This window comes from Mycobacterium sp. 2-64 (assembly GCF_035918375.1).
Taxonomy (GTDB): domain Bacteria; phylum Actinomycetota; class Actinomycetes; order Mycobacteriales; family Mycobacteriaceae; genus Mycobacterium; species Mycobacterium intracellulare.
Map to the genome: position 1 here is coordinate 2,477,731 of NZ_CP142361.1, position 26,062 is coordinate 2,503,792.

The 26,062-nt window shown below is 66.2% G+C and carries 24 protein-coding genes; 9 read left to right on the forward strand and 15 right to left on the reverse strand.

The window, feature by feature from the left end:
- Window positions 1-7 precede the first annotated feature (7 nt).
- Genes QGN31_RS11760 through QGN31_RS11770 form a run of 3 tightly spaced genes read left to right on the forward strand, consistent with a single transcriptional unit; the run spans window position 8 to window position 3,207 of the window.
- Complete coding sequence (locus QGN31_RS11760) at window positions 8-1,228, forward strand: OB-fold domain-containing protein (protein WP_014385034.1); 1,221 nt, start codon at window positions 8-10, stop codon at window positions 1,226-1,228.
- Window positions 1,225-2,385, forward strand: a complete 1,161-nt coding sequence (locus QGN31_RS11765) for a thiolase C-terminal domain-containing protein (RefSeq protein WP_201358730.1) — start codon at window positions 1,225-1,227, stop codon at window positions 2,383-2,385. Before QGN31_RS11760 ends, QGN31_RS11765 begins: the two co-directional genes overlap by 4 nt.
- 12 nt (window positions 2,386-2,397) lie before the next feature.
- The gene (locus tag QGN31_RS11770) at window positions 2,398-3,207 is read left to right on the forward strand and encodes an enoyl-CoA hydratase/isomerase family protein (protein ID WP_014385032.1); all 810 of its coding nucleotides are present in this window, start codon (window positions 2,398-2,400) and stop codon (window positions 3,205-3,207) included.
- A gap of 63 nt (window positions 3,208-3,270) precedes the next feature.
- On the opposite strand, the gene QGN31_RS11775 is transcribed toward QGN31_RS11770, so the two are convergent.
- Window positions 3,271-3,936, reverse strand: a complete 666-nt coding sequence (locus QGN31_RS11775) for a TetR family transcriptional regulator (protein WP_014385031.1) — start codon at window positions 3,934-3,936, stop codon at window positions 3,271-3,273.
- Between the two features lie 112 nt (window positions 3,937-4,048).
- Here QGN31_RS11775 and QGN31_RS11780 point away from each other — a divergent pair, with 112 nt between their 5' ends.
- Window positions 4,049-5,377 carry a tannase/feruloyl esterase family alpha/beta hydrolase gene (locus QGN31_RS11780; RefSeq protein WP_201358729.1) on the forward strand — a complete coding sequence of 443 codons (1,329 nt, stop codon included), beginning with the start codon at window positions 4,049-4,051 and terminating at the stop codon, window positions 5,375-5,377.
- A gap of 29 nt (window positions 5,378-5,406) precedes the next feature.
- Window positions 5,407-6,168 carry a hypothetical protein gene (locus QGN31_RS11785; protein ID WP_201358728.1) on the forward strand — a complete coding sequence of 254 codons (762 nt, stop codon included), beginning with the start codon at window positions 5,407-5,409 and terminating at the stop codon, window positions 6,166-6,168.
- 12 nt (window positions 6,169-6,180) lie between these two features.
- Here QGN31_RS11785 and QGN31_RS11790 read toward each other — a convergent pair whose 3' ends face one another.
- The 5 genes from QGN31_RS11790 to QGN31_RS11810 form a co-directional block, all read right to left on the reverse strand.
- Window positions 6,181-7,008, reverse strand: a complete 828-nt coding sequence (locus QGN31_RS11790; RefSeq protein WP_014385029.1) for a PaaI family thioesterase — start codon at window positions 7,006-7,008, stop codon at window positions 6,181-6,183.
- Window positions 7,005-7,745, reverse strand: coding sequence for a FadR/GntR family transcriptional regulator (locus QGN31_RS11795; RefSeq protein ID WP_014385028.1), 741 nt, complete (start codon window positions 7,743-7,745; stop codon window positions 7,005-7,007). Before QGN31_RS11795 ends, QGN31_RS11790 begins: the two co-directional genes overlap by 4 nt.
- Before the next feature lie 109 nt (window positions 7,746-7,854).
- Window positions 7,855-8,997: an acyl-CoA dehydrogenase family protein gene (locus QGN31_RS11800; RefSeq protein WP_014385027.1), complete on the reverse strand. Its 1,143-nt coding sequence runs from the start codon at window positions 8,995-8,997 to the stop codon at window positions 7,855-7,857.
- A gap of 25 nt (window positions 8,998-9,022) precedes the next feature.
- Complete coding sequence (locus tag QGN31_RS11805; RefSeq protein WP_014385026.1) at window positions 9,023-10,054, reverse strand: acyl-CoA dehydrogenase family protein; 1,032 nt, start codon at window positions 10,052-10,054, stop codon at window positions 9,023-9,025.
- A gap of 53 nt (window positions 10,055-10,107) precedes the next feature.
- The gene (locus QGN31_RS11810; RefSeq protein WP_014385025.1) at window positions 10,108-11,313 is read right to left on the reverse strand and encodes an acyl-CoA dehydrogenase family protein; all 1,206 of its coding nucleotides are present in this window, start codon (window positions 11,311-11,313) and stop codon (window positions 10,108-10,110) included.
- Window positions 11,314-11,424: 111 nt separating this feature from the next.
- On the opposite strand from QGN31_RS11810, the gene QGN31_RS11815 reads away from it, so the two are divergent.
- Genes QGN31_RS11815 through QGN31_RS11830 form a run of 4 tightly spaced genes read left to right on the forward strand, consistent with a single transcriptional unit; the run spans window position 11,425 to window position 15,886 of the window.
- Window positions 11,425-12,918 carry an aldehyde dehydrogenase family protein gene (locus QGN31_RS11815; RefSeq protein WP_014385024.1) on the forward strand — a complete coding sequence of 498 codons (1,494 nt, stop codon included), beginning with the start codon at window positions 11,425-11,427 and terminating at the stop codon, window positions 12,916-12,918.
- Window positions 12,915-14,126, forward strand: a complete 1,212-nt coding sequence (locus QGN31_RS11820) for a CaiB/BaiF CoA transferase family protein (protein ID WP_014385023.1) — start codon at window positions 12,915-12,917, stop codon at window positions 14,124-14,126. The genes QGN31_RS11815 and QGN31_RS11820 overlap by 4 nt, the downstream gene beginning before the upstream one ends.
- The gene (locus QGN31_RS11825) at window positions 14,126-15,094 is read left to right on the forward strand and encodes a VOC family protein (protein ID WP_014385022.1); all 969 of its coding nucleotides are present in this window, start codon (window positions 14,126-14,128) and stop codon (window positions 15,092-15,094) included. The genes QGN31_RS11820 and QGN31_RS11825 overlap by 1 nt, the downstream gene beginning before the upstream one ends.
- A 15-nt stretch (window positions 15,095-15,109) precedes the next feature.
- Window positions 15,110-15,886, forward strand: a complete 777-nt coding sequence (locus QGN31_RS11830) for an SDR family NAD(P)-dependent oxidoreductase (RefSeq protein WP_014385021.1) — start codon at window positions 15,110-15,112, stop codon at window positions 15,884-15,886.
- A gap of 12 nt (window positions 15,887-15,898) precedes the next feature.
- On the opposite strand, the gene QGN31_RS11835 is transcribed toward QGN31_RS11830, so the two are convergent.
- The 9 genes from QGN31_RS11835 to QGN31_RS11875 form a co-directional block, all read right to left on the reverse strand.
- Window positions 15,899-16,810, reverse strand: a complete 912-nt coding sequence (locus tag QGN31_RS11835; protein ID WP_080588021.1) for an SDR family NAD(P)-dependent oxidoreductase — start codon at window positions 16,808-16,810, stop codon at window positions 15,899-15,901.
- A gap of 15 nt (window positions 16,811-16,825) precedes the next feature.
- Complete coding sequence (locus QGN31_RS11840; RefSeq protein WP_014385019.1) at window positions 16,826-18,019, reverse strand: acetyl-CoA hydrolase/transferase C-terminal domain-containing protein; 1,194 nt, start codon at window positions 18,017-18,019, stop codon at window positions 16,826-16,828.
- A complete protein-coding gene (locus tag QGN31_RS11845) occupies window positions 18,016-19,161 on the reverse strand; it encodes an acyl-CoA dehydrogenase family protein (RefSeq protein WP_014385018.1) in 1,146 nt (381 codons plus the stop codon). Before QGN31_RS11845 ends, QGN31_RS11840 begins: the two co-directional genes overlap by 4 nt.
- 31 nt (window positions 19,162-19,192) lie before the next feature.
- Window positions 19,193-19,465: a hypothetical protein gene (locus tag QGN31_RS11850; RefSeq protein ID WP_014385017.1), complete on the reverse strand. Its 273-nt coding sequence runs from the start codon at window positions 19,463-19,465 to the stop codon at window positions 19,193-19,195.
- 6 nt (window positions 19,466-19,471) lie between these two features.
- On the reverse strand, window positions 19,472-20,623 hold the full coding sequence (locus QGN31_RS11855) for an amidohydrolase family protein (protein WP_139826530.1): 1,152 nt from the start codon (window positions 20,621-20,623) through the stop codon (window positions 19,472-19,474).
- Window positions 20,624-20,731: 108 nt separating this feature from the next.
- On the reverse strand, window positions 20,732-21,895 hold the full coding sequence (locus tag QGN31_RS11860) for an acyl-CoA dehydrogenase family protein (protein WP_014385015.1): 1,164 nt from the start codon (window positions 21,893-21,895) through the stop codon (window positions 20,732-20,734).
- Window positions 21,892-23,379: a class I adenylate-forming enzyme family protein gene (locus tag QGN31_RS11865; RefSeq protein ID WP_041785014.1), complete on the reverse strand. Its 1,488-nt coding sequence runs from the start codon at window positions 23,377-23,379 to the stop codon at window positions 21,892-21,894. The genes QGN31_RS11860 and QGN31_RS11865 overlap by 4 nt, the downstream gene beginning before the upstream one ends.
- 130 nt (window positions 23,380-23,509) lie before the next feature.
- On the reverse strand, window positions 23,510-24,730 hold the full coding sequence (locus tag QGN31_RS11870; protein WP_014385013.1) for a cytochrome P450: 1,221 nt from the start codon (window positions 24,728-24,730) through the stop codon (window positions 23,510-23,512).
- A 23-nt stretch (window positions 24,731-24,753) separates the two neighbouring features.
- On the reverse strand, window positions 24,754-25,908 hold the full coding sequence (locus tag QGN31_RS11875) for a thiolase family protein (RefSeq protein ID WP_014385012.1): 1,155 nt from the start codon (window positions 25,906-25,908) through the stop codon (window positions 24,754-24,756).
- Between the last annotated feature and the right edge of the window lie 154 nt (window positions 25,909-26,062).

Genomic DNA, 26,062 nt, shown 5'->3' on the forward strand with positions numbered 1-26,062 from the left:
GGGATCTATGACTCGGGTCTTTTCGGTCGGCACCTATCTGCCGCCCTGGGCTGTGCGCAACCGGCGGGTCAAGGGTCCCGACGAGGACGCGCTGACGATGGCCGTCGCCGCCGGCCGCGCGGCCGATCCCGACGCCACGGCGCGACGGGTGGTGCTGGTGTCTCGCGATTTTCCGCTGTTGGAAGGTGGCAACGGCGCGGTGCTATTGGCGGCGTTGTCGCTGCCGGCTGACACCGCCGTGACGGAGGTGCTGGGCGGCGCACCCGCGGTGTTGGACCAAATCGTCAGCGCCGGCGAAAGGACCCTGGTGATCGCCGCCGACGACAACGATCTCGCGACCGGGGCGGGCGCGGTGCTCACCGGCGATGACGGCGCCGTCGTGACCCCGCTGGCACGCCAGACGCGCAGCCTGCCGTTAAGCGCCCGTGGTGCCGACGGCGCCCGCCACGCCTACGTCGACCCCCGGCTGCAACGCGAGGTCGGGGTGCGCTCCACCCTGACCCGATTGGGCCTGACCGGAACTCCGACGGTGGCCGCGGCGGCAGGCGTGCCCCTGGCGCATGTCGCGGGCGACTTCGATACGACGCACGCCGTTGCGGATTCCGCTGTCTCCAGCGCGGCGATCATCCTGCTGTTGGCCGATGCGATCGAGGCGGGCATCGAGGGCCTGTTGCTCGCGGTCGAGCAGTCCAGCATCAGCGCGGCGCACCTGGCGTCCGCGGGAACCGAGACCCGGATCGCCCGCGATGAGTTTCCGGCCCAGGAATTACCGAAGGCCCGCGTCGCCGACGGTGTCGGCATCCCGATTTCGATGCCCGCATATGCGCGCGCTTTCGAGCCGAAGATCCGCTGGGAGGCAGCGGTTTTCGAGGAAAGCCCGGGCATCGACGCGGCGCCGCAGTTCCCGCCGCGGCTGCGAGTCGACAATGCCGGACGGTTGGCCACCGAATACCGGCTCGAGCCGCTGCCACGCACCGGCACCGTCTATACCCACACCACAGTGCGGATCCCGGTGCCCGACCTACCCAGCCCATACTCACTGGCCGTCGTTCAGCTCGACGACAGCCCGGTGCGGGTGCTGCTCAAGGTCACCGGGGTACGCGCCGGCGAGGCGGCGATAGGACAGCCGGGCTCAGTCGTGTTGCGCAGGATCGCCATTCGCGCCGGCATCCCCGACTACGGCTATGCATTCTGGCCGGGGCGGACGCTGGAAGGAGTCGTTGCATGAGAAACGTTGCCATCGTCGGCGCGGGGATGACGCCCTTTGCCGAACACTTCGCCCTTGGCGTCAAGGACCTGATCCCGATGGCCTACGCCGAAGCGGTCACCAAGGTAGACAAGGGCATTGAGAAATCCGACATCGAAGCCGCGTGGTTCGGTGAGCTTTCGACGACCGACGGGTTCCCATCCGGCATTTTGGCCGACACCCTTGACCTCACCGAGATTCCCGTGACGCGAGTCGAAAATGCTTGCGCCACGGGTAATGACGCGATCCGGAACGGAACGCTGGCCATCGCCTCGGGCCTCTACGACGTGGTGCTGGTGGTCGGGGCCGACAAGGTCCGCGAAACGTCATCGAACACCACGTTCTGGGACTGGGCGGCGATGACACGTGACAACGCCTGGGACTACCCCTTGGGACTGGTTGCGCCGGCCAACTTCGCGCTCCACGTGATGCGATACCTGCACGAATCGCCGGCGACGAAGGAACACATGGCGATGGTGGCGGTGAAGAACCATTTCCACGCGGTGAAGAACCCGAAAGCTCAACTGCGCTACGAGATCACCGTCGAGCAGGCGCTGGCCGCGCCGATCGTGGTCGAACCGTTCGGACTCTACGATTGCACCCCGCAGAGCGATGGCGCGGCCGCGGTGATCTTGGCCGCCGAGGAGGTCGTCGACCGTTACACGGACCGTCCGGTCTGGGTTCGCGGCGTCGGGCTGGGCATGGACCGGGTGATGCACCAGCACAAGGGCGACATGACGACCTTCCCGCCGACGGTGCGCGCCGCCAAGGCCGCGATGAAGATGGCCGGCGTGACGCCGCGCGACATCGACGTCGCTGAGGTCCACGACTGCTTCACCGGCGTCGAGTTGATCAGCTACGAGGATCTGGGGTTCGCCCATCGTTACGAGGCCTACAAGCTGGTCGAGGGCCGTGAACATTACGTTGGCGGATCGATTCCGATCAACCCGAGCGGCGGGTTGAAGGCGAAGGGGCACCCGCCGGGTGCCACGGGGGTGGCACAGTGCTACGAACTGTTCAATCAGCTTCGCGGTGAAGCAGAGAATCAGGTCGACGGTGCGCGAGTCGGGTTGGCCCACAATATCGGTGGGCCGACCGCGGTCTCCGCGGTCACCGTCCTTTCCAACGAGAAGAACTGACGGGACCATCACATGACCACTTCCGAGATCGCTACTCTGCCTGGCTACGAAGAATTTGCGCCGTGGCTACTGGTGGAGAAGCGCGGCAACGTCCACGTCGTGAGCATCAACCGGCCGGAGGCGTTCAACGCCGTCAACGAGCAGGTCCACCATGCGTTCGCCACGATCTGGCGGGTACTGACTGCCGACGACGACGTGCGGGCGGTGGTGACGACCGGTATCGGCAAGGCGTTCTCAGCCGGCGGCGACATGGTGATGTTCGGACGTCTGATCGACGACGCGGTGGCCCGCCAATTCCAGATAGCCGAGGCCCGCACGGTGTTCCTGGAGGTGATCAACTTCCCCAAGCCGCTGGTGTCGGCGGTCAACGGCCCGGCTGTCGGTCTCGGTTGTTCGATCGCGTTGCTGAGTGACTTCCTCGTGATGGGGGAGAGCAGCTATCTGGCCGACCCGCACGTCGCGGTCGGGTTGGTGGCCGGCGACGGCGGCGCGGCAATGCTGCCGCTGCTGATCGGTCTGATGAAGGCCAAAGAGTATGTGCTGCTGGGGGATCGGATCACTCCGGCAATTGCGGACAAGCTGAACCTCGTCACCAAAGTGGCCACCGATGACACCGTGCTGGACGAGGCGCTCGCGATAGGGGAGCGGTTGGCCGGTCTGCCGCCCCAGGCACTGCGCGCCAGCAAGGTTGCGATGAACATGCACCTGTCGCGAGCCGCGCTCGGTGTGCTGGAGTACGCGCTGGCCGAGGAGTACACGTCGTTCTCCACCCCGGAGTTCAAAAAGCGGGTGGCCGCGTTCCGGGCACGCTCGAAGAAGTAGGGGCTCGTCGGACCCTGCGGCGCAACGCCGTTCGAGCGGTGACCGCGTCACACGTCGGATCGGTTACGTGCGACGGGTGCGCGAACGCGAGGTCTTGGCGGCGCGTCGGCCACCGATCGCGTCGAGGCGAGCGAGGATGTCGAAGGCCTCCCCGAAGGATCGCACGAGGTCGTCGGCCCGGCCGGAGGACCACTGGTCCAATGCCGCGATCAGCGCGTTGCGCACAGCCCCTGCGACGATGATCGGACGCAGGTCCGTTGCCGGGTCGACGCCGAGCCGCTGGGCGTTGGTCCGCACGAATCGCTCGGTGAGCTCGGCGTCGCCGTTGATCGTGTCGACGAGGGCCGGGCTGTCGCGGACGAGCACCTTGAGCTGCTCGATCAGGGCGAGATCGACCGCGTCACCACCGAGGACACCGATGGCGGCCGCTCGCCACGAGGTCAGGAGGTCCTCGTTTGCGGGGCGCTGGTCCACCGCGTCGCACAGGACGACGAGGCTGCGGCGCGGGACCGCGAGGAGCACGTCCCGCTTCGTAGCGAAGTACCGGAAGAACGTCCGTGCGGAGATGTTGCATGCCCGGGCGATGTCGTCGGTCGTGACGTTGTCGTATCCCTGTTCGGCGAACAACCGGAGCGCGACCTGCTCGATCTCGCCCGCGACGAGGCGACGGCGACGATCCCAGACCCCTTCTTCGGAAAGCGGGGATGGCGCGGCGGACTTGGTTATCACGACACGACTCTAGACAACGTATGGCAGTGAGTGCCAGAGTTGGCAGACACCCGCAACTATTTACGCCCAGCGGGCGGCGTAGTGGCGGCGATGCGAGCGTGGGGAGGCATCGATGACCGAGACTGGCCGGCGTTCCGAGATCGGAAACGCCACGATCGACGTTGCGGGATACGTGTCGACGGACGGGTTCTTCGGTACGCCGTACGTGGACGTCGACGAGGAGCGATCGGAACCGATCGCGCATCGTTACGTCCACGGTGGGTTCGCGGACACCGCCACTCGCTGGGCGTTCTGGTTCCCGACCGACGGGCAGTACCGCGGACGGATCCTTCAGCCGCTCGAGGGCGCTCACGGTGGCCACGAGAACGCTTTCGACAACGACCTGATGGCGGATTTCCTTGGCGGGCTGCGGATGTGCGCCCGCCTCGGCGGTTGCATGGTGGAGTCCAACCAGGGTCATGTCGGCGACGACCTCGACCCCCGAGGGGGCGACGACCCGACGCTCTACGGACACCGCGCCAGCGCAGAGACGGCCCGACTGGCCAAGTTCGTCGCCGCGCAGGTCTACGGCGAGGCGCCCCATCACGCCTACGTCTGGGGAGGATCGGGCGGAGGGCGGCGGTCGCCGCTGTGCCTCGAGAACGCGCCCGACGCTTGGGACGGCGCGCTGCCGTTCATGGGCGGCGGGCCGATCGTGGAGCACGGCAGCACGGAGAAGATCGAGGGCGCCCAGGTGATGTCGTTCGCCACGATGTTCAACCGCCAGCGCCTGCTCGGCGACAAGACGGACGCGATCGCCGACGCTATGGCCCCCGGCGGGCATGGCGATCCCTTCGTCGGGTTGACCACCCACCAGCGCGAGGAGCTGGCCAGCCTGTACCGGCAGGGCTTCCCGCGTGGCGACGAGTACATGATCGGCAAGCCCCTCGGCCAGATGTGGCTCTGGACCTCGATGGCCACATCGCTGCTCGAGCAGGACCCCACCTACTTCGAGGATTTCTGGACCAAGCCCGGCTACGTCGGCTTCGACCAGCCGGGCCTCGTCGAGCGCGACATCCTGAACGAACGAGCCACCGTGGCGAAAGTGCTCACCGGCGCCGACGTCCTGGCGGATCCGCGCTTCCTCGAGTCCCGGCACCAGAACTTCCGCCTGCTGATCCTGGTGTTCTCGAGCCTTGGCGGAGATCCGTCGCTGCCCATGGTGGTCGAGCTCGAAGGCCTCGGGCAGACGGGCTATCGGCTCGGCGCGAGCGTCACCGTGCTCACCGGAGCGGCGGCCGGGCGGCGGCTCTACTGCGGAGCCCACGCCGACGACGTCTTTTACTGCGACGGCGTGGGCGAAGCTAACCTGCTCAGGTTCAGCGACGTGCTACCCGGCGACGAGGTACAGGTCGACAACCGCGACTTCCTGCCTTCCATTACTTCGCCCGGCACCACCTGATGAGCGATCCACAGTTCGATTCCCTGCGCGTGGATGATCGACCCGTGTACCCGCAGCACCCCGTTCCGCGGCAGTCGGCCCTCATGGGCGTCGGCTACTCCGGGCTCTACAGCGGCAAGCTCATCTGGGTCCACCACACCAAGGACTCGTCGCTATGGCCCCCGCAGGGAATCATCTATCGCGAAGCCGTGCTGCGGGCACAGGGGGAGGAGGGCGCCAAGGAGCGGTTCCGGCTCCGCTGGGTCGAGAACGCCGAGCACGGCCCCTCGATGATGGTGCCCTCACTACCCAACCGGGCCAGCAACACCTGGCTGATCGACTACATGCCGTACATCGAGCAATCGCTGGCTGATCTGATCGCGTGGGTGGAGGACGGCATCGAGCCCGTCGACACCGCCTTCGGCTTCGCCGAGAACAAGGTGATCCTGTCCCCGGACGCCGCCGAGCGCCGCGGGATCCAAGCCGTCATCGCGGTCACCGTCAACGGCGGCGAGCGAGCGGAGGTGGGGGTGGGCGAAGCGGTCGAGCTGGAGCTCCGAGCGACGGTGCCTCCGGGCGCCGGCACGATCGTGTCCGCCGATTGGGACTTCGACGGCACCGGCTTCTTCCCGTTCAGCCACGACGGCGTCGACGGATCGGCGGCGTCCGTCACCCTCTCCACCAAGCACGCGTTCGATCGGCCAGGCGAGTATTTCGTGACCGGCCGAGTCCATTCGCATCGAGATGGTGACCCGGCCGCGAGCTCGTGCCGAATTGCCAACGTCGCGCAGGTCCGTGTGGTCGTCTCGTGAGCGCGGTCGACCTCAGCGGTAGGCGGTCACCCGCGCGGTGATCGCCACTTTGCCGTCGTCGCCGATGGCCTGCGCATCGCCCACGCCGGTGTTGCGACCTACGCGTAGCGGCGTGCCCTCATAGCGGGATTTAGTGCCGGCGAAGAACGGACGCAGAAAGTTCACTCGCAGCGACGCGGTCTGTAGCAGAGCGTCGGAACGGTCCCGGTTCAGGGCCGCCGATGCCGCGAGCTCCAAGCCGGCGGCGGCCACGCCCCCATGCACGATGTCAATGTCGTTGTTCAGGTTGCGGTCGACGCGCTGCGCCAGCACCGTCGCCGGACCATCCTCCGCAACGTGCACCGCCATCAGCTCGGCGAACGTGGTCTCAGCCGACCTGCGCAGGGTCTCCGGCCGTTGCTGGGGGACAACGTCATCGGCGTCGATGAAGAACGACCGCACCGTGCCGCCGCCGATCACCGTTCCGCGGTAGGTCAGCGTGCAGATCCCGAGCGAAGTCGTACCGAGCGGACCAAGTGTGTGCGCGGTGGCCAGCACGGGACCGTCGAGGTCCCCAACGCCGTCCAGGCCGAGCTCCATCGACAACTCGCTCGATACCGTCCACTGGCCGGGCCGACGCCGATAGTGGTTGACGATGCCGGCCGCCGCGTCCACGAGGATGGCCAACGGGCCGACCGTCGGCGCTCCGGTGAAAGGATTGCGACACCTTTCCATCGGCATGGTCAGCGCGGCAATGGCTTCCGCCGGGCGCGATTCGACGTACTCGATACCGAATCGGACTTGTATCGAGTCGGGTGTCTCGAGATCGTGCTGGTTTACCCGCTCGTCGACACCGGTCATTCGAGAAGGTCTACGACAGTGGACAATTCGGCGCCGGTCAGGACGAACTCCTCCGCCTTCTGCAGATGGCGCTTCCAGAGCTGGCCGGCCTTCTCGGCGTCGCCATCCTTGATCATGTCCAGCACCATCCGGTGGGTTTTCGCTGAGCGACGGACCGCCTGCTCGGCGCGCGTGCCCTTGGTGGGCTGGAGCGACCGGTTGGCCTGCTCGATAATGTGATGCAGCATGTCGCTGACGATTTGCAGGGTGCTGTTGCCGGACAGCCGCGCGATCGCGGCGTGGAAATCGGTGAGCTGATCGACGGCTTCGCTGCCGGGATTCAGCTGCGACTCACGTTCGACGATCTGCTCGAGTTCGGCGATCACCTTGGGGTTGCGGTCCTTGGCCAACTGCTCGACCATCGGAACTTCCAGAGTCACCCGGGCGTCGTAGACGTCCTTGACCGTGACGCCTTCGTATTCGAGGATCAAGCCGGCGTAGCGGGCGAGTGTCTCGCGCCGGGGCCGGGTGACGCGGGCCCCGCCGCGCACGCCTCGCTGGACCTGAATCAGCGACTCGGACTCGAGCACGCGGAACGCTTCCCGCAGTGTCGGCCGGGACACGCCGAAACGCTCCATCAGCTCCGATTCCGGGGGGAGCATGGTGCCTTCGGTGATTTCGCCGCGGATAAACATCCGCCGCAACACCGTGGCCACCCGATCGGCCATCTTCGGTTCCCGAAGACTGGTGACCTCCATTGCAACCTCCACCGCTATGCGAATATGCGAATCAAATAACCGTTTAGAAGGTTAGCCGAACCAGCCGGTGGATCCAGCGATTGGCGCCAGTCAGTAAGCAACGTCACCCCTAGTACCCCATCGCCCGTCCCATGAGGTCCTTCATGATCTCGGTGGTGCCGGCGTAGAGTCGCTGCACCCGCGAATCCCGCCAGAGCCTCGCCACTTCGTACTCGTTGATATAGCCGTAGCCGCCGTACATCTGTAGGCAGCGGTCGATGATCTCCCACTGAACTTCTGAGGTCCACCATTTCAGGCCTGCGGCATCCTGATCGGACAATGTGCCGTCGTTGACCGACAGCACGCATTGGTCGAGGTAGGTCTGAGCGGCATCGAGTTTGGTCTGCATTTCGGCGAGGAAGTGCCTGTTGACCTGAAACTTGCCGATCGGCTGACCGAACGCGGTGCGTTCGAGCGCATACGCCTTGGTCAGGTCCAGTGCTCGACGAGCGGCGGGCAGCGCGTAACAGGCCACACCGACCCGCTCACTGGGCAGATTGGAGACCAGATGGTAAAAGCCGCGGTTGAGTTCGCCGACCAAGTTCTCCTTGGGCACCTTGACGTCCTCGAAGAACAGCTCCGCGGTATCGGCGGAGTACTGGCCGATCTTGTCGAGCTTGCGGCCGCGGGTGAAGCCTTCCATGCCATCTTCGATCATCAGCAGGCTGATGCCTTTGTGCTTGGCGGTCGGGTCGGTCTTCACGGCAGTCAGCACCAGCTTGGACAGCAGGCCGTTGCTGATGAACGTCTTCTGGCCGTTGACAACCCAGTGGTCGCCCTCGTCGCGTGCGGTGGTCTTGATGCCCGCCAGGTCGGATCCGGCCGCAGGCTCTGACATCGCGATCGAGCCGATGTACTCACCGGAGACGAACTTGGGCAGCCAGCGGGCCTTCTGTTCGTCGGTGGTGAGGTGGTTGAGGTACGGCACCAGGATGTCGTTCTGGACGCCAAGACCGATGCCCACCGATCCGGTCAGGAACATCTCCTCGGAGATGATCTGGTTGAACCGGAAATCCTTGACCCCAAGGCCGCCGTACTTCTCGTCGAACTCCCACCCGATAAGGCCAGCGGCCCCCGCGGCCAGCCACGCCTCGCGACTGACTTTGCCGTCGCGTTCCCACTTCTCAATGTTCGGCACGCATTCCCGCTCGAAGAACTCGCGAGCGCTGGCTCGAAAGTCGTCGTGGATCTCGTCGAAGATGTTGCGGCGCATGGATTTCCCTTTGCTCGGCTTTCTTCTAGTCGGACCACGTGACGATGGCGGGCAATGCACGGCCCGGAGCGTAGATCTCGAACAGCCGTTCGCCGAGCAGCGCTTCGAGGTGATCGTGCGACCCACAGAGCGCATCAACCTGGAAGCCACGCGTGACGTAACGGTGCAGGTCGTGCTCGGCGGTCAGGCCGATCGCGCCGCACACCTGCAACGCCACGTCGCTGACCGCGCGGTGTGCGCGTCCGGCCGCGGCCTTGGCGGTCACGGCCGATAGCCGGCCGCCGTAGCGCCAGGACTCGCTCAGCAGCGCCCGCGCGCCGGCCAGCACCGCCGAGGCATCGGCGAGCGCGTGGCGCGGCGATTGGAACGACCCGATCGGGGCGCCGAATTGCACGCGCACGCTGACGTGTTCGACCGCGATGCGCAACGCCTGCTCGGCCAGCGCCACCAGTTCGGTGGCCAGCGCCCGGTGTGCCGCGGCCATCGCCCGGTCCCATTCGGTGGACGCTTCGACGAGACTGGCGTCCAGCGGACCACTGACCCGAGTCCAGAACGCCGATGCGTCGAAGGTGTCCATGCGCTCGCCGTCGAGCCGCGACGAGTCGACCACACCCACCGACACCGCCCCCATCGGCCTCGACACCGGGACGACCAACCGACCCTCGAGTGGGCCGAGCACGATGCCCGAGACCCGATCGTCATCGGAACCCGGAATATGTCCAGGGCTCAGCCCGGGCAGCAGAACGTGGTCGGCGGGTTCGTCGAGCAGTTCGGCGAGCTCAGCCAACATGACGCGATCAAGGCAGTCAGTGAGGGCCAGCGATCGACCCTCGGCGCGGAACAGCAGCTCGCACGCCTCGACGGGATACTCGGCTTCGATATCCGACCAGCCCAGCTCGGCCAGACGCGGACCGATCGCCACGTGTTCCGCCGAGCCCGATGTCGCTGCGGGGACGGCACCGTTGCCGGACTTGCCTGCCAGTTCTTCGAAGAGACGGAACACGGCTTCCTCGACCATTGGCCACGACTCGTCGATCGGTTGGCCCTCCTTGCTCATGGGCGTCGCTCCTGGTCGGGCCGCCAAGCGGCCCGCATCGTCGCGGGCGCGGCTCATCTCTTCTCCTTGGGCAACCCGAGGAGGTGGTCGGCGATGATGCCGCGCTGGACTTCGGCTGTGCCGCCCATGATCGTGGCGGCCCGCGAGTACCACCACTCGGCGCGCGCGGTGTTCAGCGCCGCGCCGCCGCGACCGGTTCCGGCCAGCATCTGCTCCCTGCCGATCTCGAGGACCAGGTCGTTCACTTGCTTTTCGGCCCGGCCGAAGAGGAGTTTGTCGATGCTGCTGTCCGCGCCGACTGATTCACCCGCAGCCAGTCGCCGGACAGTGGTGGCGGTCCGGGCCTGGGCGGCAATCACGTCGACGTAGACCTGGGCGAAGCGCTGGCGCTGCGCTTCGGTCGCACCGGCGATCACCATGTCCTCCCGCAGCCGGCTCAGCTCGATGAGCACTTTATTGAGGACGGCGTAGCCGTACATGCCACGTTCGTACTGCATCAGGTGCATCGCCACCGCCCAGCCACCGTCGACGTCGCCGATCACTCGTTCGCGGTCGACCCTGACATCGTCGAAGAACACTTCGGCCAGTTCGCGACGGCCACTTGCCAGCGCGATCGGCCGGATAGTGACCCCTGGCGCGTCGGCGTCGACCATGATCATCGTCAGTCCGCGGTGGCGGCTCTCCGTCGTACCGGTACGCAGCAGCACGAGCAGTCGGGTGGCCGTCGGACCCTGGCTGGTCCAGATCTTCTGCCCGTTGATGACGAAGCCGCCGTCGCCATCAGCGACCGCGCGGGTGCGCAGCGTGGCGAGGTCGCTCCCGGACTCCGGTTCGGAGAAGCTCTGGCCCCACCATTCGGCGCCGCTGAGGTAGCCGGGCAGGTAGGCCGCGGCCAGGCCGGGAGCGAACTTGAGCAGGGCCGGACCCAGGGTCTCCAACGTCCAATGTTGCGCCGGTATCGGCAGCATCGCGTAGCCGAGTTCCTCGTAGTACACGGCCCGATGGATTTCGTTTCCACCGAGACCGCCGGCCGCCTCCGGCCAGCCATACCGGTTCCAGCCGTCGGAGTGCAGCCGTGCCATCACTTGAGCGTCGTGGGCCAGGCCGTCCTCGGCGCTGGTGAATGCGGCCGAGCGCCAATCGTCGGCTGTTTCCAGGTCACGGAGGTAACGCCTGAAGTCCTGGCGGTACGACGCGACGTCGGCCGCATATTCGAGTCGGCCACTGCTGTCAATGGCGCTGTCGACAGGGACGGACAACCGACCCCCCTTCATGGACGCCGGACCCTGACGCATGCCAGAATCAGCTAAACAGTTATCTATAAGAGGCTACAATAACTCATGCCCACAATTCAGTGAGAGGGATCGCCAATGACGGCTTCACCCATCGCCGCCGCCACTGTCAACTTCAATCCCGAGGCCAGGCTGTTTATCGACGGGCGGCTGCGGGATTCGTCGACGGGGAAGACCGTCGACAACATCAATCCGGCGAATGAGGAAGTGCTCGGGCACGCCACCGACGCCAGCGCAGAGGACATGCAGGAGGCCATCGCCGCCGCCCGCCGTGCGTTCGACACCACCGACTGGTCGACTAACCACGAGTTCCGGCAACGCTGCCTGATGCAGTTGCACGAAGCGCTGCAGGAGGAAAAAGAGGACATCCGTGCTGAGCTGATCGCCGAAGTCGGCGCGACGGTGGGGATGACCTACATCGCGCAGCTGGAATGGCCGCTCGCCGACGCTATCCGGTATCCGGCCCAGCTGATCTCGACCTTCCAGTGGGAGCGGATGCTCGACGAGGACGCCAAGATGGGCGTGCCGTACAACCGCGTCGTGGTCAAGGAACCAATGGGTGTCGTCGGCGCCATCACGCCGTGGAATTTCCCGTTCGAGATCATCAGCAACAAAGTGGGCCAGATCCTGGCCACTGGGAACACGATGGTGCTCAAGCCGGCCGTCGAGACGCCGTGGAGCGCGTTGCGGTGGGGCCGGATCATCGCCGAGAAGACCGACATCCCGGCCGGTGTCGTCAACATCGTGCCGGCGTCGGACAATGACATCGCCCAGGTGCTCGCCACCGACCCGCGGATTGACATGGTGTCCTTCACGGGATCAACCGCGGTCGGCAAGCTGATCCAGCGGCTGTCGGCCGACACCATGAAGCGCAACATGCTTGAACTCGGCGGGAAGTCTGCGTATCTGGTGCTCGACGACGCCGACATGGGCATGGCGTTGCCCGGTTGCATTGGCGCGCTGATGCATTCCGGTCAGGGCTGTGCGTTGGCCACCAGGATGCTCGTGCCGCGCTCGCACTATGACCAGGCCGTCGAGGTCGCCAGCGCCACCTTCGGCTCCCTCACGGTCGGCGACCCCTCGGACCCGAATACTTTCTGCGGGCCGCTGGTGTCGGCTAAGCAGCAGGCCCGGGTGTTGAACTACATCGAGACCGCCAAGCGTGAGGGAGGCCGCGTCACCGCCGGCGGCGGGGTGCCGGAGGGCCTGGACCGCGGATATTTCGTGGCGCCGACCGTCGTCGCCGACGTCGCCCCGGACCACACGATCTTCCAGGAGGAGATTTTCGGGCCGGTGCTGTCCATCACGCCGTACGACGGCGGCGACGACGGCGCCGTCGAGATGGCCAACAACTCCACCTATGGCCTGGCGGGCGGAATCATGGGCTCCGACGAGCGGGCCATGGCAGTCGCGCGCCGCATCCGAACCGGCTCACTGATGATCAACAGCGGCATGTACTACGGCGCCGACGCGCCGTTCGGTGGGTACAAGATGAGCGGCATCGGCAGGCAGAACGGCATCGAAGGCTTCGAGCAACATCTGCAGACCAAGACGATCGGATACCCCCTGTGAGCGACATTCTCAGCGGAATCCGCGTCGTCGAACTCGCCGCGTGGACGTTCGTCCCCGCCGCCGGTGCCGTCCTCGCCGACTGGGGCGCCGACGTCATCAAGATCGAGCACCCCGAAACCGGTGATCCGCAGCGTGGCCTGATCAGCTCCGGAATCGTCACCGCCGCCGGGGGAGTGAATCACTTCATCGAGCAGCCCAACCGGGGCAAGCGCAGCATCGGGCTGGACACCTCTACCCCCGACGGGTTGGAGCTGCTGATGAAGCTGCTCGAAACCGCGGACGTCTTCGTCACCAACTTGCTGCCGGATTCGCGCCAGCGGATGGGGATCGACGTCGAGCAGGTACGTGCGCGCAACCCCAAGATCATCTATGCCCGCGGGCACGGCTACGGCACCCGCGGCGACCTCGCCTCGCAGGGCGGCTTCGACCTGGCTGCGTACTGGGCCCGAGGCGGAATCGGCGACGCCTACTCGGCGGGTGACGGTTCGTACCCGCCCATCCAGCGGCCGGCGTTCGGCGACTCCTACGGCGGGCTGGCGATCGCGGGCGGAATCGCTGCGGCGCTGGTGAAGCGCGAGCGCACCGGAGAACCGTCGGTGGTCGACGTGTCGCTGCTCAACGCCGCGATCTGGCAGTTGGGTCCGGACATCGTCGGATCAGGCGTCACCGGTCAAGACATCCCGAAGTTCAACCTGGACGAGATGCCCAACCCGGTAGCCAGCATCTACAAGACCCGCGACAACCGGTTCATCGCCTTCGTGCTGCTGCAGGCCGACCGATTCTGGGCGGACTTCTGCACCCGGCTGGGCCGCACCGACCTGATCGATGACGAGCGCTTCGCTTCGGCGATGGTGAGATTCGGCAACCGCAAGGAGTGCATCGCGGAACTGCGCCGGACCTTTGAGTCGCAGGACCTTTCCCATTGGGAGAAGGCTTTCGGCGGTTTCGAGGGGGTGTGGGACGTGATGCGCACCGCCCGCGAGGTACACGAGGACCCGCAGACGATCGCCAACGGGTATCTGCCGCGAGCTACTAATGCCAGTGGCAATGAGTTCGCGCTGGCGGCCAGCCCGGTGCAGTTCGACGAGGTGCCGCTGGACCTGACGTGTGCGCCCGGACACGGTGAACATACCGACGCGTTGCTGGCCGAGCTCGGCTTCAGTGAGGACGAAATCATCGAGTTCAAGATCAACTCGGTGGTGCTGTAGTGGGTTCGGAGGACCTCGCGCGGCGCTTCCTGCACGTCAATCTCAATTGCGAATCGCTGGACCGCACGGAGTACGTCTACGGGGACATACTGGGTCTGAGGGCACGTATGCGTACGGACCCGAAAATCGCCACCGACGGCACCATTCTCGGCCTCGACGGTGAAACATATTGCGCCACCGCATTTCTCTACGACGCGCGTGGCGGTCGCGCAGGTTGTGCGTTGGAGGCGATCGAATACCGCTCGCCTACGTTGAGTCGCGACCCGAGTCGCGACCCGGTGCGCCCCGGAATCCGGTCGGTGCAACTGGCGGTCGCTGACCTCGACGGCGCCGTGACCGCATTGCGCGACGGGGGACTGACGGTGGGCGATCCGGTCGACGGCCTCATCGATGACGGCAAGTCGGTCCTCGCGCTGGACCCTGATGGCGTGGTGATCGAGGTGGTCGAGTCACCGGTTGATGCCGGGGGCGCGAATGGCGCGTTATTCACACTGTTCAATGGGATCAGGATCGCCGCGATCGACGCGGCCGCGACGGGCGAGTTTCTCACCGCCATCGGGTTCGAAGAGGTAGATGCGCCGCGGGTGATGCGGGTCGCCGGTGCGCAGCTCAGCCCGGACGGCACAGGTGAAACCGATTGCGTCATAGCGCGTTACGCGCTGGCCGAGGATGGGAATCAGTTCGCACTGGTGGTGGTGCAACATCCTGGAACCGCGCATACCCCGGTGCCCTGGGCCGGTAACCGCCAGGGCCTCTACCGTTGCGCGCTGCGGGTGGAGGATGTGGGCGAGGCACTGGCGCAGGTGCCCGATTCGATTGAGCGGATGGGTGATCCAGTGTGGTGTCCGCTGCCGGGAACCAAGATCGAGGGCCTGCACATCGCATTTCTACGGTCGCCCGACGGCGTGGTGTTCGAGTTCGTCGAGCGGCCGCTCAGTCACTTCAGCCCCTCCACGGGAAGGAGCTGACGGATGCATCTCCAGATGGAGGGAAAAGGATATCTCGTCGTCGGCGGAACGGCCGGTATGGGGCTGGCGGCGGCACGGGCGCTGGCTCGCGAAAGCGCGTCCGTCGTCGTGGTCGGGCGCGACGAGGCCAAAGCCAAGGGCGCGACGGCCCAGATCGCCGAATCAGGCGCTGCCGCGGCGCACGGCTTGACCTTTGATGTGAGTCAACCCGGCGCGGCGGTCGCCGCCGTCGAGGAAGCCGTCAACATCCTGGGCCGACTCGACGGCATCGCCGTCACCATGGGCACCGCGGGGATGATGCCCATCGACTCGGACGACGACGCATGGGACACTGCGTTTCACGACGTCCTTCTGGCGACCACTCGTAGCGTGCAAGCTGCTTTGCCGCACCTCGCGGTCAACGGTGGCGCGATCGTGACCACCGCCGCATACTCGGCCCGCTCGCCACACGAGCCTCGGTTACCCTACGCCAGCCTCAAGGCGGCGGTCGCCACGTTCACCCGCGGCATTGCGCGCACCCACGGAAAATCGGGGATCCGGGCGAACAGCGTTGCCCCCGGCGCAGTGGAAACCGATGCGCTGCATGCCGTTCGGGGATACATCGCCGAAAGCAAGGGCTATCCCTACGACGAGGCACTCGAGCGGGCACTCGTGGAGGACTTCGGATTCGACGCCGCCCTCGGTCGGCCCGGGCAGCCTGACGAGATCGGCGCGCTGATCGCCTTCCTGCTCTCGGACATCTGTGCGTTCGTCACCGGACAGACCATCTACGCCGATGGCGGGGCGCCGTAATCCGTGAGGAGTTCAGGCCGTCGGTAGCGGTCCGGCGAGCCCGCGGGGAGAAGTGCCGTAGAGCCAGCTGACAGCCTGCCCGATCTCCGAAAATGTCAGCGAGACACCGTCTTTGGCATAATAGGCGCCGGGCGCCTCGGCGAAGCCATCGATGCGGGTCAGCTTGCCGCCGTTGATGCGGAGGATCTGCCCGGTGAGCCAAGACGAGCGGGCAGATTGCAGCCACGCCACCACCGCGGAGCTGCGTGCGGGATCGAGTGCGGGGTCGTCAGCTCGAGCACCGAACACGTCGGCGGTCATCCGCGACATGGCCAGCGGTGAGATCGCGTTGACCGCAACACCGTAACGCTGTGCCTCCATCGCGGTAACGAACGTCAGGTTGGCGATCGCGGCCTTGGCCGCGCCGTAAGCGCTCTGCCCGACATTGCCCCACAGGCCCGCGCCCGACACCGTGTTGACGATGTGCGCGTCAATCGAGTTGCCTGCCTTGAACTGTGCCCGCCAGTACTCACAGGCGTGCCGGGTGACGGCGAAGGTGCCCTTGAGATGTACGGCGATGACGGCGTCCCAATCGGCCTCACTAGAGGCGGCCACCATGGAGTCACGCAGGATGCCTGCGTTGTTCACCACACCGGTGAGGGAGCCGAACGTGTGGATGGCGGTCGACACCATGTCGGCGACGTCATCCCACGCCGACACCGAACCCGTGTGTGCCACGGCCTTGCCGCCGGCCGCTTCGATTTCGGCGACAACATCGGCCGCGGGGCCTTCACCTTCACCGCTGGAGCCATCCCGGCCGACGCCTGGATCGTTCACCACGACGGCGGCGCCCTGCTTGGCCAGCTCGAGGCAGTGGCCACGGCCGATACCCCGTCCGCCTCCGGTCACCAGGACGACCTTGCCGGTCAATGGGCCTTCAGGCATCGCGCGTTATCTCCTTCATTCCGTGAACAATTCGGTGATGAGCGTGCGGCGCTGCGCCCAGTCTGCCGTGCGCAGGTCGACGTATCCGGACTCGGTGACGATCAGATCGATGTCGTGGGCGGGTGTGGAGGCGGGCCGGCTGAGCTGCTCGACCAGGGGTGGGCGCCCGTTTACTCTCGTCGGAACGGCGATGATCGACAGTCCGCCGCTGCTCATTCGGGCTGCGGCGCAATAGTCGGGGTGCCCGCCGATGCCACCGATCACCTTGTCGTGCACGCCCTCGACGTTGACCTGCCCGTATTGGTCGATCTCGATGGCGGTGTTCACCGCGACCAGCGGTGCGCCGCGCGACAGTCGGGTGAAGTCGTGGGTGTAATCGAGCCCATGCAAGATGGGGCGCCCGTCGGCCCAGTCGTAGAGCGTGTCGCTGCCCAGCAGATACGTGGCGGACGGGGTTCCCGCCAGCAGGCCACGTCGGTCGAGGTCGACGACAGCGTCGGTGAGTAGCCCGGTGTCGATGTGCAGCGGCTTCCGCGCCCGCCGCAGCAATGCAGTGCCGAGCTGCCCCGGGCCGTACTGGATCCGGGCGCCCTCGGGGAGTAACTGTAGTACCGCGTCGGCGAGGGCATCGTGAATCGGTTCGGGCCCGCGCCGCGGTGTTTGCACCGGTCCGCTCCCGACAGCGCCGAGCACCTCGACGCGCGACGGGTTGAGTGGAGGCCCGGCATCCGCCGCGGGCGCCGAGGTGTCGATTACCGCGAGAGTCTTTGCGCCGCTGTCGATTACCGCGCGCTGCCAGGACACCTCGGTGCCGAACTGCAGCAATCCGTCCCGACGTACCAGCCGGGTGAGCAGCACGTCGGGCCGCAGCACGTCAGCCAGCAGCGCGGGAATCGCCGCCAGCCGCGTCGGTAGGAAACGCGCCTTCGGGCTTTGCAGTACCTCGCGCACGCCCCATCCCGGCATCAACGCAACCACGTCGGCGAATGCGTCTGCGTCGAGGCCGTCGATCGGGGCGGCCAGCCAGCCCAGCACCAGGCGCACCGCGCCGACCTCGCTGGCGGCGATGCTCAGCGCCGCGCCGACCGATGCTCCGTCGTCGAGGCAGCGCAGCGCGCCCACTCCGTCGCCGAGGGCAATCGTCATTCCGGGACGCAGCGCGGCGCGCAGCGCTGAGGTGAAGTCGGCCGCAGTCAAACTCGCTGTCATCGTGGTTCTTTGGGGAGCCCGAGTACCCGCTCACCGAGAATGTTGCGCTGAATCTCGCTGGTTCCGCCCAGGATCGTCTGTGCTCGTCCGACCAGCATGTGGTGTACCAGGCCGTCGTCCTCGGGGTCTGCGCACGCGTCGGTACCGAGCACCTCGGTGGCCATGTCACCCAGGTCCTGGTCCGTTTCCGACGTCATCAGCTTGAGCACCGAGAAGGCCGGCGACGTCAGGTCACCCGAGTCGATGGCGCGCTGCCAGGTGTAGCGGAGCAGCCACATCCTGGCCCAAAGCCGGGTCATCGACCTCGACAGCACCGGGTCGAGCAGGTCGTGGTCGCGGGCCGCATCGACCATGCGCTCGTGCAACCGGAACATCGATACTGCCTGCGAACCCAACGTCAGGCGCTCACGGCCCAGCGTCACCATCGCCACCGTCCAGCCCTGACCAACCTCACCGATCAGGGCGCCCTCGTCGAGTTCGGCGCCGTCGAAGAAGACTTCGTTGAACTTGCTCTCGCCGTCCATCTGCGTCAGCGGGCGCACCGTGACCCCCGGGATGTCCATGGGCACTACGAACATCGACAAGTCGCGGTGCTTGTCCGGCCCCGTTCGGGCGAGCAGCAGCCCGAAGCGGGCCGAGGCGGCCGCCGAACTCCACACCTTCTGACCATCGATCCGCCAGCCCGTGGCAGTGCGCTCGGCCCGCGTGCGAACACCGGCGAGGTCTGAGCCGGCGCCGGGCTCGGAGAAGAGCTGACACCAGACATCGTCGCCCAGCCTGATCGGTTCCAGGTAGCGATCCTTCTGCTGCTGGCTGCCGAACTTGATCAGCACAGGTCCAACCAAGTCGGCACCGGTGATGTTGAGCTGGCGGGGCACTTCGGCTCGCGCGCACTCCTCGGCGAAGACGGCCTGATACGTCACTGTTGCTGCGGCACCGCCGAACTCGCGCGGCCAGTGCAAGCAGGCGTAGCCGTGGTCGGCGAGGTAGCGGTGCCAGATCCGGCCAGGTTCGACGTCGTCCGCGGTGGGCGTGGGCCCGTAGTTCCGTAGACCTGCGGGCCTCGGTGCGTTGTCCAGGAACGAGCGGATCTCCGCGCGTATTGCGCCGACGTCTTCTAGGACGTCAGGGGTAGCCGACACCGGTCACTCCTTGGTGTAGGACGGGTCGGAATCACTTCCCGTCGAGATAGTCGTTGTATTCGTCGCGGACCGACTCCATCGCATTGAGTCGACGGGCCAGCAGGGTGATCTCGGCATCGCGGTGAGACGGGTCGCGTGTGCCGGCCTGCAATTCCTCGAGCCGGGCCCGGGTGCGACCGATCTCCTCGACGAGGCGTCCGCGGGCCTCATCCTTGGTAAGTAGGTCCTGGTCGGTCCAGTCCGACTGCGGAAGTTGCTCGATCCGCTCTACGCTTGCCCGACCGGTCGCTCCGTCGTCGGTCACAGCCGGTCACGCCGCCCGCGGAAAGTTATAGAACTCACGGGCGTTCAGTTCGACGATGCGGTGCACCTCGTCGTCGGGCACCTTCTCCAACGCCTGCGCCGCGCGCTCTCGGCTCTGAGGCCAAAACGAGTCGGAGTGCGGATAGTCGCACTCCCAGGTGATCTTGTCGACGCCGATCATGTGGCGCATCTCCACGCCGAAGTCATCCTCGATAAAGCAGCCGTGAATGTGCTTCTTGAACAGGTAGCTCGGCGGGTGATCCTGGTTGATGTTGTTGTAGAAGCGGTGCTTACGCCACACGCTGTCGCAGCGCTCCAGGATGTAAGGGATCCAGCCGATGCCGCCCTCAGACAGGCCGATCTTCAACTTCGGGTGCCGGTAGAGGGTGTTGGAGAACAGCCAGTCCGTCATCGAGGTCATCGACATGGTCCCCATCAGCGTGATGAACACGGCGAAAGGCGCGTCGGGAGCAATCGGCGGTGGGAAGCCGCCGGAACCGAAGTGCTGAGCCAGCACCATGCCGGTTTCCTCCATCGCCGAGAGCACCGGATCCCAGTGATCGGAGTGCACGGAAGGCAATCCGAGTCGGTCGGGCAGGTCCGGGAACGTCACGCACTTGGCGCCCTTCGCGGCGACGCGGTGGATCTCCTTGACGCTGGCCTCGAGGTCCCAGAACGGCAGCATGGCCACCGGGACGAACCGGTCGGGCGCCGTGGCGGCCCACTCATCGAGGTGAAAGTCGTTCCAGGCCGCCGAACACAACTTGGCGAGTTCCTTGTCCTCGCCCTCGGCGAACACCGCGCCGGCGAATCGGGGGAACGACGGGAAGCATGTCATCGCCTGCACACCGTCGATGTCCATGTCGGCCACCCGTGCCTTGGGGTCATAACAACCGGGGATCATGTCGTCATAGCGCACCGGTTCGATGCCGTACTCCTCGGGCTTCTTGCCCGCGACGGCGTTGAGGCCGATGTACGGATAGATCCGGCCCTCGTATTCCCACACCTGACACATCTGGTGGGTGTCGGGGCGTTCCCACTCGATGATTTTCGGGCCCGCCTCCAGGTGCTTGGTGGGGAGGCGATCACTCCACACCTTCGGATGTTCGATCAGGTGATCGTCGACAGAGATCAATTCCATCCAGGGTTGCAACGGCACGGGTGGCTCCTCAAGGACATTTCAATGTGCCAAAATATAAAAACATTTAGTTATTTGTAGGCGAGTCTAGTCACCCGCATGCAGGACCGACAAGCGAACTCGTAGGTCTTAGAGCAGTCTGGCCAGCGCCGACAGCCGGTCCCAGTGTTGGGCCGGAGTCCCGAACATCACCTCGTCGGTGCGGGCGCGCCGGAAGTACAGGTGCGCGGAATCCTCCCAGGTGAAGCCGATGCCGCCGTGAATCTGGACGTTCGCTTTCGCCGCATCGCGCAGCGCCTCCGAGCACACCGCCTTGGCCATACTCGCGCGCCAGTCCGCTTCGCCGGCAGTCGCAGCATCCGCACCGTCGAGAGCTTCCAGGGCTGCCTGCGAGGCCGACCGCGCCCACTCGAGACCCACCAGCATGTCGGCGCACTTGTGCTTGATGGCCTGAAAGCTGCCGATCCGCCGCCCAAACTGTTCGCGGGTACGGGCGTAGTCCGTAGCGATCTCGAGCACCCGTTCGCACGCGCCGACTTGCTCGGCCGACAGCACCGCCAGCGTCACGTCAACGGTGCGGCCGACGACGTCACCGATCGGACCGCCACCGGACAGCCGCACCGCCGGCGCCGAGCTCAGCGTGATCGTGGCCATCGGTCTCGTGCCGTCGAGTACGCGTTCGGCCTCGGCGACGACCCCGTCTACGGCCGGGTCGAGCAGGAAGAGCGCCGGTTCGCCATCCTCGGCGGCGGCGACCACGACGAGGTCGTCGGCGGCGGACCCCCCCAGCACGTGGCGCACCGTGCCGTCGATGCGCCAGTCGTCCCCGGTCCGGGCGGCACTGAGCGTCACCGCGGACGGACGCCACAACCCACCGTCGCCGGTGAGGGCTGCTGCGGCGGTGCGGCGACCTTCGATGAGCCCCGTGAGTCGCTTGTCGGCGTCGGGGTCGCGCTCGGTCGAGCCGAGCAGCAGGCCGGTGGCCAGCACCGTGGAACTCACAAACGGCACCGGGGCCAGTGCGCGGCCGAGTTCGTGGGCGACCACACCCAGCGCGGACGTGCCGTAACCTGCGCCACCGAGGTGCTCGGGAAGCGCAATGGCGGCCACCCCCACCTGGTTGCACAGCACGTCCCAAAGTCCCGTGTCGAAGCCGGAGTGCACATCTCCGCCGCCGTGGCCCCCCTCGCCGTACGCGACGGCGCGCACCCGGTCAGCGGATGCCAGTCGCTGACAGGCGGACCGCACGGACTGCGCGAGTTCCTGACGCTCATCAGCGGACAACGCCGTCATCCGTTTCCTCCTGCGATCTGCCGGGCCAGCTCGGACTTGGCGATCTTGCCGAGGCCCGTCAGCGGGAACTCGTCGACGAGGACGAGCCGCTCGGGCCACTTCTGTTTCATCAGCCCGCGTTCGTCGAGGAACGTGCACAGCTCATCCAGGGTGACGTCACGGTGGCGGCGCGAACGACGCACCACCGCGCACACCAGCTCACCGCGCAGCTCGTCAGGCTGGCCGAGCACCGCGATCTCGTCGACCAGGGGGTGGGCCAGCAGTTCATTTTCGATCTCGTCAGGGGCAACGTTCTCGCCCTTGCGGATGATCAGATCCTTGGTACGTCCGGTGACCACGATGCGCCCGTCCGGGCGAAGGTAACCACGGTCGCCACTGCGGAACCATCCGTCCGCGGTGAGCGCGTGGGCCCATTCCTCGCGCTGCAGGTATCCAGGTGTCAGGTTGGCGCCGCGCAACTCGATTTCGCCGCCGGCCCCGATCCGCACCTCCGATCCGGGGATGGGCCGGCCGGCGCTGTTGGCCAGTTGCTCATCGGTGTCGCTGGCCTCGCTGACGCAGATCATCGGTGCCTCGGTCATCCCGTAGGCGTGTACGACCGGTACGCGCAGGTGTTCACGCACCTGCTTGTGCACCTCGGGCGGACACGCGGCACCGCCGCCGATCAGCATCCGCAGCGATGGCATCAGCAATTCGGTTGTCGGCGCGGCCATCTGGGCGGCCAGGAGCATTTGGTAGAACGCGGTGCTCGCTCCGGTCACGGTCACGTGGTGCTCGGCAAGTACCCGAGGCAAGTCATCTGCGGAAACCTTGGGGATCAATAACACCGGAAAGTCGCCGAACAGAGCGGTGGCGAGATAGACCATGCCGCCGATGTGAGCGATGGGGAACGCGATGGTGCCGACTTCCCGCGGATGGGCGCCCACACCGAGATGGGCGACATAACCGTGGGCGGCGCTGAGCAGGGTGGCATCGGTGTGCTGTACGGCTTTCGGGCGGCCTGTGGTGCCCGAGGTGAAGTACACCCAGCGTGGTTCGGCTGGGGAGTGCGGCCCGTCGAACGCTGAACTCGCGGCCGGCAATGTCTGGAGTCGGCGGACGAGGTCGGGGGGCACCGAGACCGCCGGTATCCGGGGTGCATTCGCGGCCGTCGACTCGTCAACCAGCAGGATGTCCGCGTGGGCGACGTCGACCGCCGCGCACACCTCGCGGCGTCGATAGAGGTGCAACACCGGCGCCTGAACGACGGGCATGCGGGCCAGCGCCAGCATCACCACCGCCGCGTTGACGTGCGAGGGCATTTGCCATGCGACTGTCATCCCCGGTCTCACTCCGGCGTCCCACAGCCAATCCGCCGCGGCGCGGGACAGCGTGGCGACGTCGGCCACGGTCAATACCTTGCCCGTGACGTCTTGCAACAGCGGACGGTCCGGCCTGCTGGAGGCACACCCATCCAGCAGTGCGGCGATACTGCCAGCCGTCACTGCGCACCTCCCGTCCCACCCACTATGCTCTAAACATTTAACTAATTTGACGGTCGCCGCTCCAACTTTTCGGCATTGACGATCGAAGCGGCCGGATGGGCCGTCGGAGCCGAGCGAATCTCAGGCCCGGTCAGGTCACGCGCTGTCCCGGCGTGAACTTGACGCGCAGTTCGCGCACCGCGTAGACCTCACCGGCGTCCTCGAACAGCTTGGGCTCTTCGGCCAGTTCGAAGTCCGGCAGCCGCTTGAGAACCTGGGTCATCATCACGTCGAACATCATCTTGGCGTAGTGGGATCCAAGGCAGCGGTGCATGCCGACGCCGAAAGCCATCTGCTTCTTGGCATTCGGGCGCGATAGATCCAGCGTGTCGGGGTCGGAGAACATCTCTGGATCGCGGTTGGCCGCCGCCCACATCAAAATCGCCCGGTCGCCCTTGCATAACGACTGTCCATGGAATTCCGCGTCACGCGAGACGGTGCGTGCCAGTCCCAGGGTCGGTGTGTACAACCGCAGCAGCTCGTCGGTGCCCTTTTTGATCAGGCCTGGATCGTCGATGAACTGCCGGCGTAGATCCTTATCCTTGCACAGTCGCAGTAGTACGTTCCCGGTGAACCCACTGGTGGTGTCCATGCCGCCGAGCATCATCAGGACCGTGTACATGGTGATCTGACCGTCGTCGAGCGGCTTGCCGTGGAGCGTGCCGCGGAGGATGTCGCTGAAGAGTTCGTCGCCAAGTCCCTCGGCCCGGCGCTCCTGCATGTGCTTGACGATTTCGCCGAACATCTCCATGCCGGCCATCCCGGCCTTCTCCGGATCGTGGGCACGATCGTGCACGGTGCTGTGCACCCAGCCGACCCAGTCCATGTAACGCGACTCGTCGAAGTTCAACAACCGCAGGATCAGCCGCGCCGGCAGGGGGGTGGTCAGTTCGCCGACCAGGTCGCACTCCCCGCGCTCGATGAACGCGTCGATCGCCTCGTTGGTCATCGCGACCGCGGCCTCGCGGAATCGCTCGGCGGCACCGGGGGAGAACCGCTTGAGGGTGATTTCGCGCAACTCCTGGGTCTCTGGTGGGTCGGACTCGATCGGCAGGATCTGCAGCGGCAGTTCGCTCGCCGGAACGCCCACGGAGGGGAAGGAGTTGAACAGTGCGTCGTCGCGGGCCGCCTCGAACACCGAGGCGTAGTCGACCAGCGCCCAGAACCCGCCGTAGTGGTCGGAATGAGCGACCGGACAACCCGATTCGCGCATCTCACGGAACTTGCCGTATGGGTCCTCGCGGAACTCTGGGGAGTGGTGGTCGAGCTCCACCTCGGCGCGGCGCCGTGCTGTGGCCTGGATGTCCGTCATTGGCGATGCTCCCTTTCGTCGGGTTACTTGGAGAGAATGGCGACGGCTGCGGTTCCGGGTGCCCCGTAAAGCTGGGCCAGCGCGACCCGCGGATCGTTCGGCACCTGACGGTCACCCGCGGTGCCTCGTAGTTGGTGGACCAGCTCGTAGACCTGTCGCAAGCCCGAGGCGCCGACCGGTTCACCGTTGGCCAGCAGGCCACCGTCGGTGTTGATAGGCAATCGGCCGCCGATCTTGGTGGCACCGTCGGCGAGCAGCGCCTCCTGTTCGCCGTCCTTGCACAGCCCTGTCTCGGCCATGTGGATGATCTCGGACCCGGAGTCGGTGTCCTGCAATTGCGCGACGTCGACGTCCTCAGGGCCAATCCCGGCCAACTCGTACGCGGCGCGCGCGGCCTCCGCGGTGGTGCCGGGCACGATCGGCAGCTCGATCGAGGTACGCAACAGCTCGTAGGCGCCATTGCGGCGGCTGCGCAGTGCAGTCGAGCGAAGGTAGATCGGAGTGTCGGTGTACTGCTTGGCCACCTCGGCGCGGCACACCACGACGGCGGCAGCGCCCTCGTTCGGATTGCAGTACATATATTGCCGCAGTGGAGCATTCACGATCGGAGAGCTCAGGATCGCGTCGACGCTCATCGGCTTGCGGCGCCACGCGTGCGGCGCCAGCGCGCCGTTGTCGAAGTTCTTGGCCGCCACGCGGGCCAGAGTCTGCTCGGTGATTCCGTGATCGTGCATGTAGCGCATGATCTTGGTCCCGAAGTAATGGGTGGTCAGGAACATGCCCTGATCGCCGTACCACTGGGGCAACCCCGACACCGACGGGTCGGCACCGAAGGCGCCGCGCGGATGCTTGTCCAGCCCGACGCCGAGCGCGATGTCGGCTTCGCCGAGTTGAACGTCCCGCGCGGCCAACGTCAACAGCGAGTTGCCGGTCGCACAGCCGCTCAACGTGGCCCGCGCCGGGAGTCCGGTCATGCCGGCCAGCCCCGTCACCGCCTCGGGATTGGCGACCTCGAGGCTGCCCGCGTACAGACTGCCCACGTCCGACCACTGCACCCCCGCATCGCGCAGTGCCCTGCTGATCGCCACGGCGCCCATCTCGAGCGCCGACCGGTCCTCGTACCTCCCGAACGGATGAAGGCCGACACCGATGATGGCGATCTCGGGCGTGCTGCTCATTGCGTTCCCTTCAGGATGCGTCACTGTCGACCCGGCCGTCGACAGGAGTGCGCGTTGACTCAGATGGCACTAAGCCTATAACTATATATCTGATTCGTGGGCGCGGGTCTAGAATCGGGTCGCTGCGCACTAACGGCGGCGTAGGGCACCAAAT